Raw genomic sequence first — 16,418 nt, forward strand, 5'->3', positions numbered from 1 at the left:
GCCCGTTTCGTCAAATCCACTCCGGACCTCAACGCGGAGTCCTCAGCCGCACACTCTCCGAGTTTGCCGTGCCCGTGCAACCCGCCGGTGGTGCGTGTCCGTCGCGTCCTACCGGGCATTCAACCATTCCTGCCAGCCGTGCCTGACCAAGCAACAACAAAAGGAGTTCGATGAGCGAGTCAGGAATCCGGATACGTGATCTCCGGAAGAAGTACCAGAAGGTCGAGGTGCTCAAGGGGGTCGACCTCGACGTGCAGCGGGGCACCATGCTCGCGCTGCTCGGCCCGAACGGGGCAGGCAAGACCACCGTCGTCAAGGTGCTGAGCACGCTCAGCCGGCCCACCAGCGGTGAGGTCCTCGTCAACGGCTACAACGTGGTCAAGCAGCGCAACGGCGTACGCAGCTCCATCGGCCTGGTCAGCCAGTTCGTGTCACTGGACTGGATGCACACCGGGCGGGAAAACCTGATCATGATGGGCCGCCTGCACCGGCTGAGCACGGCCAACGCGACGCTCCGCGCCCAGCAGTTGCTGGAGCAGTTCGACCTTGTCGACGCCGCGGACAACCGGGTGAAGACCTACTCCGGCGGGATGAAGCGGCGGCTCGACCTGGCGGCGAGTCTGATCGTCCCGCCGTCGGTGCTGTTCCTCGACGAGCCCACCACCGGCCTCGACCCGCGCAGCCGGGCGACGATGTGGGAGGCGATCAAGCAACTGCTCGCCGGCGGCATCACCATTCTCCTCACCACGCAGTACCTCGAGGAGGCCGACCAGTTGGCGGACCGGATCGCGGTCATCGACGACGGGCGGATCATCGCCGAGGGCACCGCGGCCGAGCTCAAGCAGGGAGTCGGCAAGGAACGGGTGGAACTCGTCCTGGCGAGCGTCGATGACTACGCCCGGGCCGTGGAACTGATCGACGGTGAGGGCATCCAGCGCGACGAGGTGACCCCGAGCATCAGCATCTTCATCGACGGTGCCGCGCACGTCAAACGGTTGCTCGACCTGCTGGAGCAGCACGGTTTGGAGATCGACTCGCTGTCGCTGACCAAGCCGACCCTCGACGACGTGTTCTTCGCGCTCACCCACCGCGAGGACGCCACCACCACCGACCGCGCAGGAGCGATGCAGTGACGACCGTACCGGCCACCGAAGGCGTGGTCCTGCCGGAGAAGCGAGCCAAGCTGTACTGGGCGGTAAGCGACACCGGTGATGCTGTTGATGTTCCGCTTCATGTTCGGCGGAGCCATCGACGTCGGCGCCACCACCTACATCAACTACCTGGTGCCGGGCATCCTCGTCATCGCCGTGACGATGATCTCCGTCTCCACGACGTTGGCCGTACAGTCCGACATGCAGGAAGGCGTGGTCGACCGGTTCCGGGCGATCGCGATGCTGGACTCAGCGGTCCTGACCGGGCACATCGTGGCCGCTGTCATCCGGGGCATGATCGCCCTGGTGGTCATGGTCGGTCTCGGCCTGCTGGTCGGCTTCCGGCCGTCCGCGTCGGTCATCGAGTGGCTGCTGGCGGCGGCCATGCTGCTACTGTTCGCCTTCTCGTTGGCGTGGGTGTCGGCGGTGCTGGGACTGGTCGCCAAGAGCGTCGACGGTGCCAGCGGACTCGGCCTCATCCTGATGTTCAGCCCGTACGCCAGCACGGCGTTCGTACCGGCCGAGACGCTGCCGGACGGGCTGCGCGCCTTCGTCGAACACCAGCCGGTGACGTTGGTCGTGGACACCGTACGCCAGCTGCTGCTAGGCCGCCCGGTCGGGGACACCGGCTGGCAGGCGGTCCTCTGGTGGGTGGCCATCCTCTGCGTCGCGGCGCCCCTGGCCACCCGGATCTACCGTAAGCGTTTCGCCAAGTGAGATCCTTGGCTGGTTCGACCGGCCGCAGGTGGTGCCCCGTCGCAGTGGGTCGCGGGTTCCACCGGGACCGGGTCGAGCCGGCGGCCCCCTCCGCCGGCGAGGGAGTGCCACACTGTAGAAGTCGGTGAGTGTGACGGGTACGGCTTCCGGCGGCAGCGGTTGGTCCGGACGAGTTCGGTGATCGACGGCCGGTGGTGGCGAGGTGGTTCGGTAGGAGGAGTTGGCATGGGTGCCGGTCGGGTGGTGCGGTTCGACGAGGGCCGTGGGTACGGTTTCATCGCACCGGACGACGGCGGCGACGACGTCTTCGTCCACGCCGGGGAGTTGACCCAACGGGGAATCCGGGTGGCGACCGGCACCCGCGTGTCGTTCAAGGTGATCGACGGCGGCCGGGGGCCGAAAGCGTACGACGTCGAGATCATCGATGATGCCGCCGGTTCCACCGGGAGCCCGGGCGGTCGTGCGGCGGGCGCTTCCGGCGAGGGCGGCGACGACGAGCTCTGCGAGATCTACTCCGAGCCGGAGTACCTGCAGCGGATCACTGAGCTGTTGCTGTCCGACGCGCCGTACCTCACCGGTGCGCAGATCGTCGAGTTGCGTGGGCACCTGTTGCGGTTCTCCCGTAAGTGCGGCTGGGTCGACTGACCCCGGCCACCGTCCTTCGCCTGACGGCGTCTTGCGGCCCGACCCGGGCCGTGCCGCCCATCCGCCCGCATCCAGGGTTGACTATGGCGCCGGCCGATCACAGGTTCCTATCAACCTACGGAAGTATTCCGGGAACCATCGTCCTGGTTACGAGCGCTTTTGGACTCGTCCTCCCAGGTGCTTCCGCCGCACTGCCTGCGGGAGGATGCCATGAGGCGACTCGCACGCACGTCGCCGGCGCGCTCTCCGTGGCCATGATGGTCACGGTCGGTGCCAGCGCTTCCGCGACCTCCCACTCTGGCCGCCCGCCCGGCGCCGGCCCAGCCGTCACCGAGCAGTCCCTGCACGGCCTGGCCAAGAGGGAGCAAACTGCAGATCGGCACCGTGGTCGACATGACCGCGCTGGCCGAGGACGAGGCCTACCGAGACCGAATCGCCACCGAGCTCTTCAGCGTCACCGCCGACGCTGCTGCAGGGTGCCTGCTGGCACACCGGTGCCACTCGTTCACCCCATCCTGGACGAGTAGTACGAGCCGAAGCCAGCCTACGACGCGGCCCGGGCGACCCTCGGCCTCGCCGTACCACCGCGCCGATGGCCGCAGTGGACGGTTTACTGGACAGCAACCTGGCAACACCCCGGCATTGATTGACCGTTGCACCATCCGGCCGTAGCCTGACGGACAGAACCGCCGAAAATACCGGACAGATCCCGGAAGTTTCATGGCTGTTTTAGCTGGTCCACTGTTCCCCAGTCCCGGATCAACGACCACCGGCCGTGGCCGCCCTAGCGAACTCCGACCCCAGCCAGGTCAGCCACGGTCGGTTTCGCCGCCACCGCTGAGCAGGGCGGTCAGCGGTGAGCAGGGCAGGTGACGTCGAGCGGGCCGGTGACGTGAAGCAGGGGCCGGGGAACAGGTTTGCCCAGCGCAGGCCGGGTAGACACCCCGGATGACCGGGTCCGAGCCTCCGGCGTACAGTTCCGCGGCGCGCCCGAGTGCCGCGCAACCGGCACTGCCCGTGCTGATGTACCACTCGATCTCCCCGGCCGTCCGGGGGCCGCTGCGGTCACTCGCCGTCGGACCGACCCGGTTCGCCGAACAGCTCGCCGCGCTCGCTGACGCCGGCTACCGGATGGTCGGCCTCAGTGAGGCCCTCGACCTGCTCGACGACGTGGCGATCGACCGCAACCGGCCGGCACCGTCGATGGTCGCCCTCACCTTCGACGACGGGTACGCCGACTTCCTCACCCGCGCGCTGCCGCTGCTCGACGCCGCGAACGCCCGGGCCACCCTCTACCCGTCGGTCGGCCACCTCGGGCAGTACCCCGACTGGTTGGGCCAGTGGGCCGACGAGTTCGGCCCCCTGCTCGACTGGACCCAGCTGGACGAGGTGGCCGGGTCGGGCCGGGTCGAGCTCGGCTCACATGGCCTGCTGCACCACCCCCTCGACGTCCTGCCGCCGCAGCGGGTGACGGACGAGATCGTTGCCGCCCGGGACCGTCTCGAACAACGGTTCGGCGCCCCGGTCCGGTCGTTCTGCTATCCGCACGGCTACCACGACTGGCGGGTCCGGGCTGCGGTCCGCCGGGCCGGGCACGACAACGCGTGCGAGGTGGGTCGGCGGCGGTACCGGCCGGGTGACCGGCGGCTCGCCGTACCCCGGCTGCTGCCCACCGGTGACCACGACGGCGCCGCCCTGCTCGACCTGGTCCGCACCGGCGGACCCCGGATGGTGCCGCAGGCCAAGCGACTGGCCCAGCCCGCCTGGCGACTGACCCGTAGGGTGGCCCGGCGGGCCGGCCGGCAGCTGACGTGACGGCCCGCCCCTGGTGGCGACGCGGCGGCCCGCTGGCGGTTACCGCCGGCCTCGCCGCGCTGGTGCTGACCCTCGGCGTGGTGGTCCCGCTGCTGCAGCACCGCGCCGACCAGCCGGACCAGCCGGGCCAGACCCGCCAGCCGGACCAGCCGGGCCAGACCCGTCAGCCGGATCCCGGTGGCGGACCCCCGCCGGCCGGACCGCCACCCACCACGGCCGGCGGCGACCGGACAACGAATCCGTCCGGGATCGCCCCGCCCATCGGCGATCTGCCCAGCTGGCGGCAGATCTTCGTCGACGACTTCGACGGCACCGGACTGAGTGACGACTGGTTCGCCTACTCGGGGCAGCCGGACGGGGATCCCGGCGGTTGGTTCGACCCCGGCCACGTGTCGGTCGGAGCCGGCATGCTGACCATCGGTGGCTGGCGCGAGGCCGGCCGGGACAACATCTACGTCACCGGTGGGGTGTCCAACCGGCGGGTGGTGACCCGCAGCTACGGCCGGTACGACATCCGGTTCCGGATGGATCAGGGCACCGGGATCGCGTATGCGCTGCTGCTCTGGCCGGGTGACAACGTCTACCCGCCGGAGATCGACATCGCCGAGGACAACGGCAAGGGCCGGGACCGGATGTACGGGGTGCTGCATCCGGTCACCGGCGACCCGATCGAGCACGACGTCGGTGGTGACTTCACCCGCTGGCACACCGCAGGTCTGGAGTGGACGCCCGACCGGCTGGTCTACACTTTGGATGGCGAGCCGTGGGCGACGATCACCGGCGACCAGGTGCCGGACGAGCCGATGGCGCTGGCCCTGCAGAGCCAGGCGTGGTACTGCGGGCACACCTGGGAGGCCTGCCCGGACGAGACCACGCCGGACGTGGTGAACCTGCAGGTCGACTGGGTCGCCATCTACGCTCCGGCCTGACGTCCGGCGTACCGGTAGACGGTGACGTCGGCGCTGCGTTGGAAGACCGACCAGCCGTCCCGGCCGTCCAGCAACCGTTGCAGCCGGTCCAACGAGCCGGGCGGGAAGTAGCCGAAGTAGTCGGACTGCCGCCGCATCCCGTCGCTGATCACCAGGTACGCCGGGTCGCCGCTGAACGAGCGGAGGAACTCCTCGACCGCCGGCAGGTGCTCGCCGTCCAGCGCGGCACCGCGCAGCTGCGCCCCGACCACCAGGTCCGGCTCGCCGGCCGGCACGTCGGTGTTGAACCGCGGGTACGCCGCCGTCAGCCGACTGGGGAAATTGGAGGTGGCGACCGCGATGGTGGCACCGGGCTCGGCGGTCGCGTACAGCTGGCGGGCGGCGGCCACCTCGTCGGCGGTCTGCCGGTCCACCGCCAGCTGTCCGTGCCGACCCTGCACCGTGCCGAGGGCGAAGCCGCCGAGCGCCACGGCCACGGCCACCGCCGCGACCGGCCCCAGCCACCGCCGCCGGCGGTCGCCGCGCCGCCACTCGTCCTGACGGCCGTCGACCCGGTCGAGGCGCCGGTCGGCCCGGTCGACCACCGCGCGGGCGATCAGGAAGGCGCACCACGGCGCGGAGAACAGGAACACCCGGTAGATCGCCTCGCCGCCGTAGCTCTGCGCCGCGAGCAGGACGAACGGCGTGGCGGCCAGCAGCGCCGGCACCAGCACGGTCCGCAGCCGGCGACGGTACGCCAGCACCGCCAGCACGGTCAGCGCCCAGACGGTCAGCGCGAGTGTACGGACCACGATTGCCGAGAACGCCTGCCCGGTCGAGCCCCAGCCCTCGGCGTTGCCGGCGGCGTTGGAGAAGATGTCGAACCCGTCGAAGACGCCGAACGCCTCCGACACGAACCCGAACCGGGGCAGCAGGTAGCCGAGCACGACCACGCCCATCGCCAGCGGCAGCCAGCGGGGCCGGACCAGCCGCGGCACGGCCAGCACGGCCACCTGCGCCACCACCAGGTACGGCGACAGTTGGTGGGCGGCGGTCAGCACGGCCAGCAGCGCCAACGCCGCCACCGTCGCACCGGCCCGGACGCGGCCCGTTCCGACCCGACGGCCCGTCGCGTCGGCTCCGGCCGGTGAACGCAGCCAGGTCAGCACGATCAGCAGCACCCCGAGGCTGAGCAGGAAGCCGAACGCCTGCGGGGAGAGGTAGTCCTCCTCCACCCAGTTGACCGCGAAGAAGCCGAACACGGTCAGGTACGCCACCCGTCGGTCGTCAACGAGGGTCCGCGCGATGGCGTACAGCACCGGGGCCGCAGCCAGGTTGAAGAAGACCGACGACCAGTCGGCCAGCGTCGCCGGGGCGATGCCACCGGCCGCGCCGAGCTGCGCGGCACCGGCGAACAGCGCCGGCCACTGCTGGTAGATGTCGGTCGCCGCGTCGACCGGGTTGCCGGCCGCGATGAACTCGATCACCCCGAGGTGCTTGTACGTCCAGGCGTACTGCGGTTGGTCGAGTAGCAGCGGGGTGGTGCCGTGCAGCAGCACGACCAGCAGCACCAGGTAGCCGGCGGCGGCCAGCCCGCGCCCGGTCGCCCGCCCGGCGGCTGGCCGCAGCCCGGCGAGCGCGGTGACGAAGCCGGCGACGGTGAGCGCCACGGCGGCCAGGAAGAACGGACTGACGGTGGCGAGCAGCCCGAAATCGCCCACCCGGGTCACATCGGTGCTGGACACCGCGACCCACCACAGCGCCAGCGCCACGCCGATCACCGCGGCGTGTGCCAGCAGCGGCCGCCCGGCACCCGGCAGCGTCAGCCTCCCGGCAACGACCGGCCGTCGGGCCGGGTCCGGGTGGGAGCCCTGGCGTGCCGCCGGCGCGGCCCGGAGCAGACCGGCGGCGCTGACGGCTGCCACCGCCACCGCCAGCGCGCCGACGGCCAGCCTGGGCTGCCACCAGCCGGCCCAGACCGACCCGGTGGCCACGGCCACGTACCCGGCCAGGCTGGCCAGTACGGTCGTCGCCCACCGGGTCGCCGTCGGCCGGACGGTCAGGTGGCTGAGCAGCGCGGCACCCGGACCCAGGGCGGCGAACGCGACCGCGGCCGGGGCCTGCCACGGGCCGCCCACGGCCAGGCCGGACAGGGCCAGGACCGCGACGACCAGGCCGGTGTACGCCTGAGCGGTGCGCCCGGCCCGGGTCGCCGCCCGCCCCACGGCCCGCGTCGGCGCGGCCGCTGGCTCGGGGAGTGGGCTAACGGGGAGCGGGCGGACGGGACGCAGGGCGAGATCGGTCATCCGGCACCTCCGGTGTCGGCGGTAACGGTCTCGGACTCGGCGGAACGTCGGGCCCAGGCCGGGGCGCTGGTCGCGTCGCCGGTCGCCCGGTAGCGGCGGATCAGCCCGGGAAGTAGCACGATCGCCACCGCGGCCTGTGCCATACACAGCGCGGCCGCCGGCGCGATGATTCCGACCCGGGGCAACCCGACCCAGCTGACCAGCAGGAACGCGGCGATGCCGACCGACTGCACGGTCACCACCGGCCACATCCGCTTCTCCATCATCGCGAACGCGCAGTAGAGCAGGATCACCCCGGTGAACGGCAGCGACAGCCCGATCAGCCGCAGTGTGTCGGCACCCTCGACGGCGTACTGCCCGCCGAGCAGCCGCAGCAGCGGCCCGGCCGCCCCGGCGAGCACCGCCGCACCCGGCAGCACCACTGCGGCGACCAGCAGGACCGCCCGGTCGACGTGTGCCCGGGCCGCCGCCGCGTCGCTGGACGCGGTGACCACGAACGAGGTGACGACGTTCCACAGCAGCGTGCTGCCGGCCACCCCGATCACCCACGGGATGTAGAAGTAGGCGCTGGCGGTGGCGCCCAGCACGCTGGCGACCAGCACCGGCGGCAGGTACGCGACGGCGTTGGTGAGCAGCCCGTTGACGTACTCGGCGGAGGCGAAGCCGAGCAGTTCCCGCCGGGCCGGGGCCGGCGCCGCCGGTGCGGTGCGGGCGTGCGCCGGGGCGAGCCGGGCCAGCACCCACCAGTTGACCCCGAGCATGGTCGCCAGCATCGGCACCGACCAGGCGACCAGCATGCCGTCGCCGGCGGCGGTGCCGGCCAGCAGCGGCAGCAGCGCCACCTTGGCGGTGGACGCGACCACGTTCTTCGCCGGTACGCTGCCGGCCCGCCGCAGCGCGGTCAGCACCCCGTCGGTGATGAAGAAGATCGCTGTGCCGACCACGGCGGCAACGAAGAACAGCCGCTGCGTCGGTGCCGGGCCGATGATGCCGGTGCCCATGCCGAGGGCCAGGAACCCGCCGCTGAGCAGCAGTGACATTGCCGCCGACGCGGCGTAGCCGGTGAGCACCAGTCGGCGGGTGTGCCGGCCGGCGCCGGGCAGGAACCGGGCGTACAGGTTGATCAGGTTGAGCTGGGCGAGCCCGGCCAGCAGCGTCATCGCCGACACCGCCGCCGACGCCCGGCCGACCGCCTCCGGCGCGAACCAGCGGGCGGCCACCACCCAGAACACGAACCCGAGCGCGGCGCTGGCGACCGTGGAGGTCATCAGCGCCGCCGCGCTGCGCAGCAGCGCCGGGCGGCGGACCACCACCACCGCCGGTGGCGGGACGGTCGTGCCGGCGGCGGTCACGGCCAGCCCCGCATCCGGCGGCTCAGCCGTCGGTCGGCCATCCGGCTGCGCAGGTACGCGACCGGCCCGGCGAGCAGCCCGCGCCGGTTGGCGCCGACCAGCTCGCGGGGGAAGTCGTCGCGCAGCCCGGCCAACCGCTGCCCGCCACCGCCGCCGAACGTGTCGCGCAGCGCGGTCGGGGCGAGCCGCAGCAGCGGTCCGAGCAGCCGAGGTTCGCGCAGCAGCAAACTGGTGTAGGCGGCGGTCAGCCCGGTGCCGTAGCCGACCAGCTGGTTGCGCAGCCCGGCCAGGTCGCGGCGGTGGTGGTGCCAGACCAGGGCGCTGGGCTGGTAGGCGACGGTGCCGTCGGCGACCAGCACCTGCATCAGGGCCAGAGTGTCCTCGGAGCCCATCGCGGGGGTGCCGGCGCCGAGCGCGGTGTCGAAGCCGCCGATGCGCTCCAGCACGCCGGGTCGGAAGGCCATGTTGCCGCCGGCGCCGAACGGCGGCAGCGGGTAGAGCGGGCTCTGCCGGTGCGCGGTGGCCGGCGAGAACACGTCCGGCGTGAAGCCACGGCCCTTGCTGTGCCCGCCGTACTGCTCGAACCACAGCTGCGCGTCAGTGGCGAGTTCGGCCGGCGCGATGGCTCCGGTGACCGCGTCGGCCTGCGGGTGGTCGGCCAGGGCGCGGGCGATCTCGGCGAGCCAGTGCGGGTCGGCCACCTCGTCGTCGTCGATCCAGGCGACGATCTCGCCGACGGTGGCACGCAGCGCCCGGTTGCGGGCGTGCGACAGCCCGGGCCGGGGTTCGCGGACGTAGTCGACCGGTGCCCCGTGGCCGTCGGCTGCCCCGCCGCCGCCGGCGGCGCGGGCGACCACCCGGACGGTGGCGTCGCTGACCGGCGCGTTGTCCACCACCAGCACCCGGAACCGGGGGTACTGCTGGGCCAGCACGCTGTCCAGGGTGCGGGCCAGCCCGGCGGGCCGTTCCCGGGTGCAGACGACCACGGTGATGTGCGGCGCGTCGTCGAGCACCTCGGCCCGCCGGGTCAGGTAGCCGGGTTCGGGCCGGTCGGCCGGGGGGATCTCCCGGTCGACGGCGGCGGCGAGGTCCGCGCCGGTCAGCCCGTGCGGCGGTACGTCGAGCAGCAGCGCGCCGATCGGCTGGGTGAACTGGCGGACCAGCAGCCAGGCGCGTTCCACCCGGCGGCCGGCCGGGTCGGTCCCGGGGACGTCCGGGAGCCGGTCGGTGACTTCCAGGTCGATGACGGTGGCCGGGATCCGGTCCGCGGTGCCGGCCGGGAAGTGCACAGAGGTACGTGGGTTCATCGTGCGGCTCCGATCGGTGGGCGTGGGGACGGAGTCGGGCTGCCGGCGCCGGGCCCGCCGGTCGGCCGCCGGCTGGCCGGTACGGTCCCACCGGTCAGTGCGGTGCGGCCGGCGAGTTCGGTCAGCGCGCCCGTGGCCGCGGCGGCGGTGCCGGCGAGGATGGCGCCGGCTCGGGCGGCGTGCCGGTAGCCGCGCCCGCGTAGGGCGGCCCCGGTCTCCCGGCGCAGTGCGGCGGGCAGCGTACGGTGCAGGTAGTCCTGCTCGGCGCCGAGGCTGGGTGCGCCGTCGAGCAGCCCGGCCATCATGATCTTGCCGCGGCCTTCGGCGTAGCAGCGGCGCAGGAAGTAGCGGAAGGTGCTGTGCGTGGCGGGCACGCCGTGCGAGATGACCGCCTGGGGCACGTACCACCACTGCCCGCCGATGACTGCGGCCATCCGCAGGCAGAGTTCGGTGTCCTCGGGCCGTGCCCGGTTGCCGACCTTGCCGAAGCCGGTGCGGAAACCGCCGACGGCGAGGAACGCGTCGCGGCGTACCGCCATGCTGGCCGACCAGACATTGCGTACCGGTCCGGGCAGGACCGGCTGGCCGGCGTACGAGCCGCCGACCGCCCACCGGAACTCGGCGGGGAACCAGCTGGGCTGGTGCCGTTCCCAGGCGGGTTCGATGGCGCCGCCGGCCCCGATCACGTTGGGGTCGGCGAACGCGGCGACCAGCCCGGCCAGCCAGCCGGGGTGGGCGAAGACGTCGTCGTCGAGGAACACCACCAGGTCGGTGCGGGCGTGCCGGGCGCCGGTGTTGCGGTTGCCGGAGACACCCCGCTGGTACGCGTTGTCGAGCACGGTCACCGCGGGCAGTTCCCGGCGGATCCGGTCGGCGAGCGCCGGGTGATGATCGACCACCACGATGATCTCGGCCGGTTCGAGGTCCTGCCGGCGGACGGACTCGACGGCGGTACGCAGCCCGGCGAGCCGGTCCGGGTGGTGGGTCGGGACCACCACGCTGACGGTCGGTCGAGGCATCACTCAGCCCTCCTCGGCGGTCACCGGTACGGCGGCGGTCCGCTGCCGGCGGTGCTGCCGGCGGCGGGTCCGGCGCAGTCGGCGTTCGCGGCCGAACTCACTGAGGATGGTGCGCAGCACCCGGGTGCCGTCACGCACCGTGTCGAGGTTGCTCTCGCCGTGGATCCGCAGGTGCTCGATGCTGGGCACCTCGGTGATCCGCATCCCGTGGGCGGCGACCCGGACGTTGATCAACGTCTCGATCTCGAAGCCGTCGCCCCACAGCTTGCCGCCGTCGGCGGGTCCCGGGGTGGTCGGGTCGGGCAGGTCCAGCGCTGGGACCACCCGCCGCCAGAAGGCGTTGTAGCCGTAACACAGGTCGGTGAACCGGGTGCCGAACAGCAGGTTGACCATCCCGTTGAGACCTTCGTTGCCGAGCCGGCGCAGTGGGGTGATGTCGTGGCTGCCGCCACCGGCGCGGAAGCGGGAACCCTTGGCGAAGTCGGCTCCGGCGAGCAGCGCGGCGACGAAGCGCGGGATCTCGGCCGGGTCGGTCGACCCGTCGGCATCGATCATCACCACGATGTCGCTGGTTGCGGCGGCGAAGCCGCAGGCGAGGGCGTTGCCCTTGCCGGTACGGGTCTGCCGAACGATCCGCACCGTCGGCCAGAGTTCCCGGGCGACCTGCACCGTACGGTCGACCGAGCCGCCGTCGACGACGACGACCTCGTCGACGTCACGGGGGAGCCGGGCGAAGACGTGCGGCAGGTTCCGTTCCTCGTTGATGGTGGGGATGACGACGGTCACCGACGGCAGGTGCGGGCCGTGCCGGGTCGGCGGTGGGGTCGGGTGCGGCGCTGCCGGCGTCGGGCGCAGGCGAGGGTTGGTGTAGACGGACATGCCGGTGTCCTCCGGGGGGTGGGGGAGGGTGCGGGACACAGGCGACGCGGGGCCGTTCGCGAGCCGCCCGGACTGACTAGCGGTCCATCACCGGGGGTCAACAACCTGATATGCCGGTTATTTCGGACCCCGCGTGGCTCAGTGGGCTGGGTCACATCCGCCGTTGCGTGGCGGGTCCGATCAGGGCCGGCATGAAGTGGTGCCGGGCGTGCCCGCAGAGCCGTGCCGGGTGGGAAATCGTCACCAGCAGGTTCCGGACGGTTGCGGTGGGAGCGTTCCCATGGCATGATGATGATCGATTGGCGCTGCGGAGCCAGCCAAGCGCACCTGTTTCGCCGAGGGCAACCGGTTCTTCCGGTCGGCGATTCGACCGCCGAGTCGTCCATTCCGACGACAGGTGGTGCACCGACCTCACCAAGGTCCCCGGCCGTCGTGCCGGCGACCAGTTATGTCGCGAGGAGACAACTCCGCATGAACCTCAATCCACTACGCGGCGCTGGGCGCTCGCGGATGCGTCGCGGCCTGTCCGCGGCCGCCGCGGTCGTACTCGGCTCCGGTGTGCTCGTGGTCGCGGCCACTCAGGCCAGCGCCGCCGCCGGGTGTCGGGTCGACTACTCGGTCAACCAGTGGAACACCGGATTCACCGCCAACCTGACCATCACCAACCTAGGTGACCCGCTGAGCAGTTGGGCCCTGGAGTGGGACTACTCCGGCAACCAGCAAATCACCCAGGCGTGGAACAGTGAATTCACCCAGAGTGGCAGTCGGGTGACTCTGCGCAATGCGCCGTGGAATGGCTCGCTGGGTACGAACGCCAGCGTCAACCCCGGCTTCAACGCGAGCTACTCCGGCACCAACACCGCGCCCACGGTGTTCCGCCTCAACGGTGTGGCGTGCAACGGCGGCACCACGCCGACGACCGCCCCGCCGACGACGGCGCCGCCGCCGACGACCGCCCCCCCGACGACGGCGCCGCCGACGACCGCCCCGCCGCCGACGTCCCCGCCGCCGAGCGGGCCGCGGGTGGACAACCCGTACGTGGGTGCCGACGTGTACGTGAACCCGATCTGGAGTGCGAACGCGGCGGCTGAGTCGGGTGGTAGCCGGATCGCTGATCAGCCGACGGGTGTGTGGCTGGACCGCACGAGTGCGATCTACGGCAACAACAGCCCGACCACCGGTGACATGGGTCTGGCGGACCATCTGGACGAGGCGGTGCGGCAGGACGCGGCGAACGGTAGCCGCCCGCTGGTCTTCCAGGTCGTGATCTACAACCTGCCGGGTCGGGACTGTGCGGCGTTGGCGTCCAACGGTGAGCTGGGTCCGGACGAGATCGACGCGTACCGGGACGATTACATCGATCCGATCGCGGAGATCGTGGGTCGGGCGGAGTACCGGAATCTGCGGATCGTGGCGGTGGTCGAGATCGATTCACTGCCGAACCTGGTGACGAATGTGGGTTCCCGGGTCACGGCGACGCCCGAGTGTGACGTAATGCTGGCGAACGGCAACTACGTGACGGGTGTCGGCTACGCGATCTCGCAGTTGGCGGATGTGCCGAACGTGTACAACTACATCGACGCCGGGCACCACGGCTGGATCGGCTGGGAGGACAACTTCGGGCCGACGGCGCAGATCATCGCGCAGGCGGCGAACGCGTCCGGTGCGTCGCCGTCGGACGTCCACGGGTTCATCACGAACACGGCGAACTACTCGGCGTTGCAGGAGCCGTACATCACGGTGGACAGCAACACCCGTCAGTCGTCGTGGATTGACTGGAACAACTACAACGACGAGTTGACGTTCGCGCAGGCGTTCCGGCAGCGGCTGGTGCAGGCCGGATTCCCGTCGAGCGTCGGCATGCTGATCGACACGTCGCGGAACGGTTGGGGCGGTCCGGACCGTCCGACCGGTCCGAGCAACGCTGGCGATGTGGACACCCGCGTAGACGAGTCGCGGATCGACCGACGGTTCCAGAAGGGCAACTGGTGCAACCAGTCGGGTGCCGGTCTGGGCGAGCGTCCGACCGCGGCGCCGGCGAGTGGGATCGACGCGTACGTGTGGATCAAGCCGCCGGGTGAGTCGGACGGTTCGAGTTCGGAGATCCCGAACGACGAGGGTAAGGGTTTCGACCGGATGTGTGACCCGACATACACGGGTAACCCGCGGAACAACAACAACATGAGTGGTGCCCTGCCGGGCGCGCCGGTTTCCGGGCACTGGTTCTCGGCCCAGTTCCAGGAGCTGATGGCGAACGCGTACCCGCCGTTGTGACAAGGCTGGACGCTCGACACTGAGCGGGGCCCGGCGCCGGACACGGCACCGGGCCCCGCCCCATTCTGGTCACCGAGCGCCCTCCGGATCACCCCGGTCGGCGCACGGCACCGCTCAGGTCAGGGCACGGTGCGTTCAATCGCTGCGGCACCGTCGCGTTCCAGTTCCTGACGCGCCCGATCCACCTGCCCCGGGCTGCCGTCGCCACCCTTGGCCACTGCGAGATCCGCTGCGTCCCACGGCTGCTCGGCGCCGGTCCGTACCCGTGCCGAGCCGGACCGGCCGTCCGGCGGCTGAAAATCCGGACCGTCCTGCTCCGTGTCCGGATCGGTGACCAGCAGCGGCACCGTGGTGTCGTCCTCGACAGCGGCCGCCACTGCCGGTTCCTCCTCCAGCGGCACCCGGCCGATCGCATTGTCCCGGTCCGTCATGGCTGCCCCCTCCCGTCGGAGCCGTCGAGGACAGGGGTACCCGGGGCAGGGGCGGATATGCGCGGGCGCCGGCCGGCGGATATGCGCGACCTCCGGCGCCAGCTGCGCCGGAGGTCGCAAGATTGGGAAGGTCGGTTTCTGGCGAGGCTCAGAGCGACAGCACCCGGTCCAGCAGGTCCCGGTAGCGGCGGACCGCCATCCGCAGTTGCTCGGTGTCCTCCGGGCCGGCGTCGGTCCACCCGCCGAGTTCGTCGCGCTGCGCGGTCAACGCCGCGGTGAGCGCCTCGACGGCCTCCGTCACCAGGCTCTGTGCCTCGCCCGCCGCGGCGTGCGGGTCGTCGACAAAGCGCAGTTGCACGTCCCGCCACCGGTCCCGGAACGCGTCGGCCTGCTCCGCCGCGAAGACTCCCGCTGGCGCCGGCTGCCGGGTCTGCTGTGGTTCGCTGCCGTCGCCCGCTCGTACGGTGTCGTCCTCGCTGGGATCGCGCGGCTCGTGCAGCCGCTCCGGGCCGGCCATCGCCGAGGCTGCGACCGCACCGCCGACGGTGGCGGCGCCGAACGCGGTCGGCTGTTCGACCGGTTCGTGGTGGACCGGCTCGTTCCGCTCGGGCGTCGCCACGCCGGAGACGATTTCGGTACGGTCCGGGTCAACGTATCCGTCGTGTTCGTGACCGGCGTCAGGTCGGCCCGGTCCGCTGTTCGGGGTGATGACCTCGGTACGTTCGTCGTGCCACTGATCGGTGCGGGCCATGGTGTCTCTCCTCAGCGGGTCGAAGCTTCCGTCGGGGTCGAGGCTTGCTGGGTCGGTGCCGCGGTGGGCACGGGGTCCTCGCCGAGCAGCTCTGCGAAGAGCGCCCGGTAGTGCACCACGGCCTGACGCAACTGCTCGGTGCTCGCCTCCCCGCGCTCGTTGGCCAGATGGACCTCGTGCGCCTCGCGGTACCTGCCGAGCGTACGGGCGTGCTCCACGGAGAGCTGAGCCACCTGCTCGTCGTAGTCGCCGGTCGGGTAGCCGAGCTCGGCGATCAGCCGGGTGAGCAGTTCGTCGGCGTCGCCGACCGCGGCGCCGGGTGCGTCGACGAACCGGGTCTGCACCTCGGCCCAGGCGGCGGCGTAGCGGGCGCGGGACGTTTCGGACAGCGGGGTCAGGGTCAACTCGGCGTGCCGGTGTTCTCGCTGCCGGAGCTCGCGCTCGGCGGCGCTGCGGCTGTCCTGCTCGGCGACGACCCGGTCGTACTCCGGACCGAAGGTGCTACGCAGGTCGTGGCGCCGCCGCCACCGGATCCAGAGCAGGGCGAGCGCCGCGAGCGCGACGAGAAGTACGGCGGCGATGAGGACGATCTCGATGAGCGACATGGTTGTTCCTCCTTCTCGCCCCGGTATTCCCGCTCGACCCGGTTCCTCAATCCGGGTTTGTCACATTTCCTTGACGACCTCGCCGGCATCTGATCCGGATCGCTCGCCGGGATGGTTCGCTGCAGGTCGGGACAACGACCGTGGATGCCGCCAGGTGCGGCCGCTTTCGGGACGCTCCGTGCCCACAATCGACCGCTGGGTGCCTCTGGTAGTGCCTGAGCCGTTAATTACGTATCCTTCCGGAGGCGCCGGACGCGA

The 16,418-nt window shown here is 71.6% G+C and carries 14 protein-coding genes; 6 read left to right on the forward strand and 8 right to left on the reverse strand.

Features of this window, described 5'->3' with window-relative positions:
- Nucleotides 1-170: 170 nt before the first annotated feature.
- From ACFHWU_RS24335 to ACFHWU_RS24355, 5 genes are all read left to right on the forward strand, one after another.
- The gene (locus ACFHWU_RS24335) at nucleotides 171-1,133 is read left to right on the forward strand and encodes an ATP-binding cassette domain-containing protein (protein ID WP_416591680.1); all 963 of its coding nucleotides are present in this window, start codon (nucleotides 171-173) and stop codon (nucleotides 1,131-1,133) included.
- A gap of 78 nt (nucleotides 1,134-1,211) precedes the next feature.
- On the forward strand, nucleotides 1,212-1,868 hold the full coding sequence (locus tag ACFHWU_RS24340) for an ABC transporter permease (RefSeq protein ID WP_416591689.1): 657 nt from the start codon (nucleotides 1,212-1,214) through the stop codon (nucleotides 1,866-1,868).
- A 225-nt stretch (nucleotides 1,869-2,093) separates the two neighbouring features.
- Nucleotides 2,094-2,513 carry a cold-shock protein gene (locus ACFHWU_RS24345; RefSeq protein WP_416553471.1) on the forward strand — a complete coding sequence of 140 codons (420 nt, stop codon included), beginning with the start codon at nucleotides 2,094-2,096 and terminating at the stop codon, nucleotides 2,511-2,513.
- Nucleotides 2,514-3,461: 948 nt separating this feature from the next.
- The gene (locus tag ACFHWU_RS24350; protein ID WP_416553473.1) at nucleotides 3,462-4,328 is read left to right on the forward strand and encodes a polysaccharide deacetylase family protein; all 867 of its coding nucleotides are present in this window, start codon (nucleotides 3,462-3,464) and stop codon (nucleotides 4,326-4,328) included.
- A complete protein-coding gene (locus ACFHWU_RS24355) occupies nucleotides 4,325-5,257 on the forward strand; it encodes a family 16 glycosylhydrolase (RefSeq protein WP_416553475.1) in 933 nt (310 codons plus the stop codon). The genes ACFHWU_RS24350 and ACFHWU_RS24355 overlap by 4 nt, the downstream gene beginning before the upstream one ends.
- Here ACFHWU_RS24355 and ACFHWU_RS24360 read toward each other — a convergent pair.
- The 5 genes from ACFHWU_RS24360 to ACFHWU_RS24380 are packed head-to-tail and all read right to left on the reverse strand — an operon-like array spanning nucleotide 5,242 to nucleotide 12,099.
- A complete protein-coding gene (locus ACFHWU_RS24360; RefSeq protein WP_416569058.1) occupies nucleotides 5,242-7,542 on the reverse strand; it encodes a hypothetical protein in 2,301 nt (766 codons plus the stop codon). The genes ACFHWU_RS24355 and ACFHWU_RS24360 overlap by 16 nt on opposite strands.
- Nucleotides 7,539-8,894, reverse strand: a complete 1,356-nt coding sequence (locus ACFHWU_RS24365) for a lipopolysaccharide biosynthesis protein (RefSeq protein ID WP_416591681.1) — start codon at nucleotides 8,892-8,894, stop codon at nucleotides 7,539-7,541. The genes ACFHWU_RS24360 and ACFHWU_RS24365 overlap by 4 nt, the downstream gene beginning before the upstream one ends.
- Complete coding sequence (locus tag ACFHWU_RS24370) at nucleotides 8,891-10,201, reverse strand: glycosyltransferase (RefSeq protein WP_416553481.1); 1,311 nt, start codon at nucleotides 10,199-10,201, stop codon at nucleotides 8,891-8,893. The genes ACFHWU_RS24365 and ACFHWU_RS24370 overlap by 4 nt, the downstream gene beginning before the upstream one ends.
- Entirely contained in the window at nucleotides 10,198-11,220 is a 1,023-nt protein-coding gene (locus tag ACFHWU_RS24375; RefSeq protein ID WP_416591683.1) for a glycosyltransferase family 2 protein, read from the reverse strand. The genes ACFHWU_RS24370 and ACFHWU_RS24375 overlap by 4 nt, the downstream gene beginning before the upstream one ends.
- Nucleotides 11,221-11,223: 3 nt before the next feature.
- Entirely contained in the window at nucleotides 11,224-12,099 is an 876-nt protein-coding gene (locus tag ACFHWU_RS24380) for a glycosyltransferase family 2 protein (RefSeq protein WP_416553485.1), read from the reverse strand.
- Between the two features lie 471 nt (nucleotides 12,100-12,570).
- On the opposite strand from ACFHWU_RS24380, the gene ACFHWU_RS24385 reads away from it, so the two are divergent.
- Complete coding sequence (locus ACFHWU_RS24385; protein ID WP_416553487.1) at nucleotides 12,571-14,373, forward strand: glycoside hydrolase family 6 protein; 1,803 nt, start codon at nucleotides 12,571-12,573, stop codon at nucleotides 14,371-14,373.
- A 119-nt stretch (nucleotides 14,374-14,492) separates the two neighbouring features.
- Here the strand turns inward: ACFHWU_RS24385 and ACFHWU_RS24390 are convergent, their stop codons facing one another.
- The 3 genes from ACFHWU_RS24390 to ACFHWU_RS24400 form a co-directional block, all read right to left on the reverse strand.
- On the reverse strand, nucleotides 14,493-14,804 hold the full coding sequence (locus ACFHWU_RS24390) for a hypothetical protein (protein ID WP_416553489.1): 312 nt from the start codon (nucleotides 14,802-14,804) through the stop codon (nucleotides 14,493-14,495).
- 148 nt (nucleotides 14,805-14,952) lie between these two features.
- The gene (locus tag ACFHWU_RS24395; RefSeq protein ID WP_416553491.1) at nucleotides 14,953-15,555 is read right to left on the reverse strand and encodes a hypothetical protein; all 603 of its coding nucleotides are present in this window, start codon (nucleotides 15,553-15,555) and stop codon (nucleotides 14,953-14,955) included.
- An 11-nt stretch (nucleotides 15,556-15,566) separates the two neighbouring features.
- Nucleotides 15,567-16,160: a hypothetical protein gene (locus ACFHWU_RS24400; protein WP_416553493.1), complete on the reverse strand. Its 594-nt coding sequence runs from the start codon at nucleotides 16,158-16,160 to the stop codon at nucleotides 15,567-15,569.
- Nucleotides 16,161-16,418: the final 258 nt, after the last annotated feature.

Origin of the sequence: Micromonospora sp. LOL_015, assembly GCF_048060275.1 — a bacterium.
In the GTDB taxonomy this organism is placed as follows: domain Bacteria; phylum Actinomycetota; class Actinomycetes; order Mycobacteriales; family Micromonosporaceae; genus Micromonospora_E.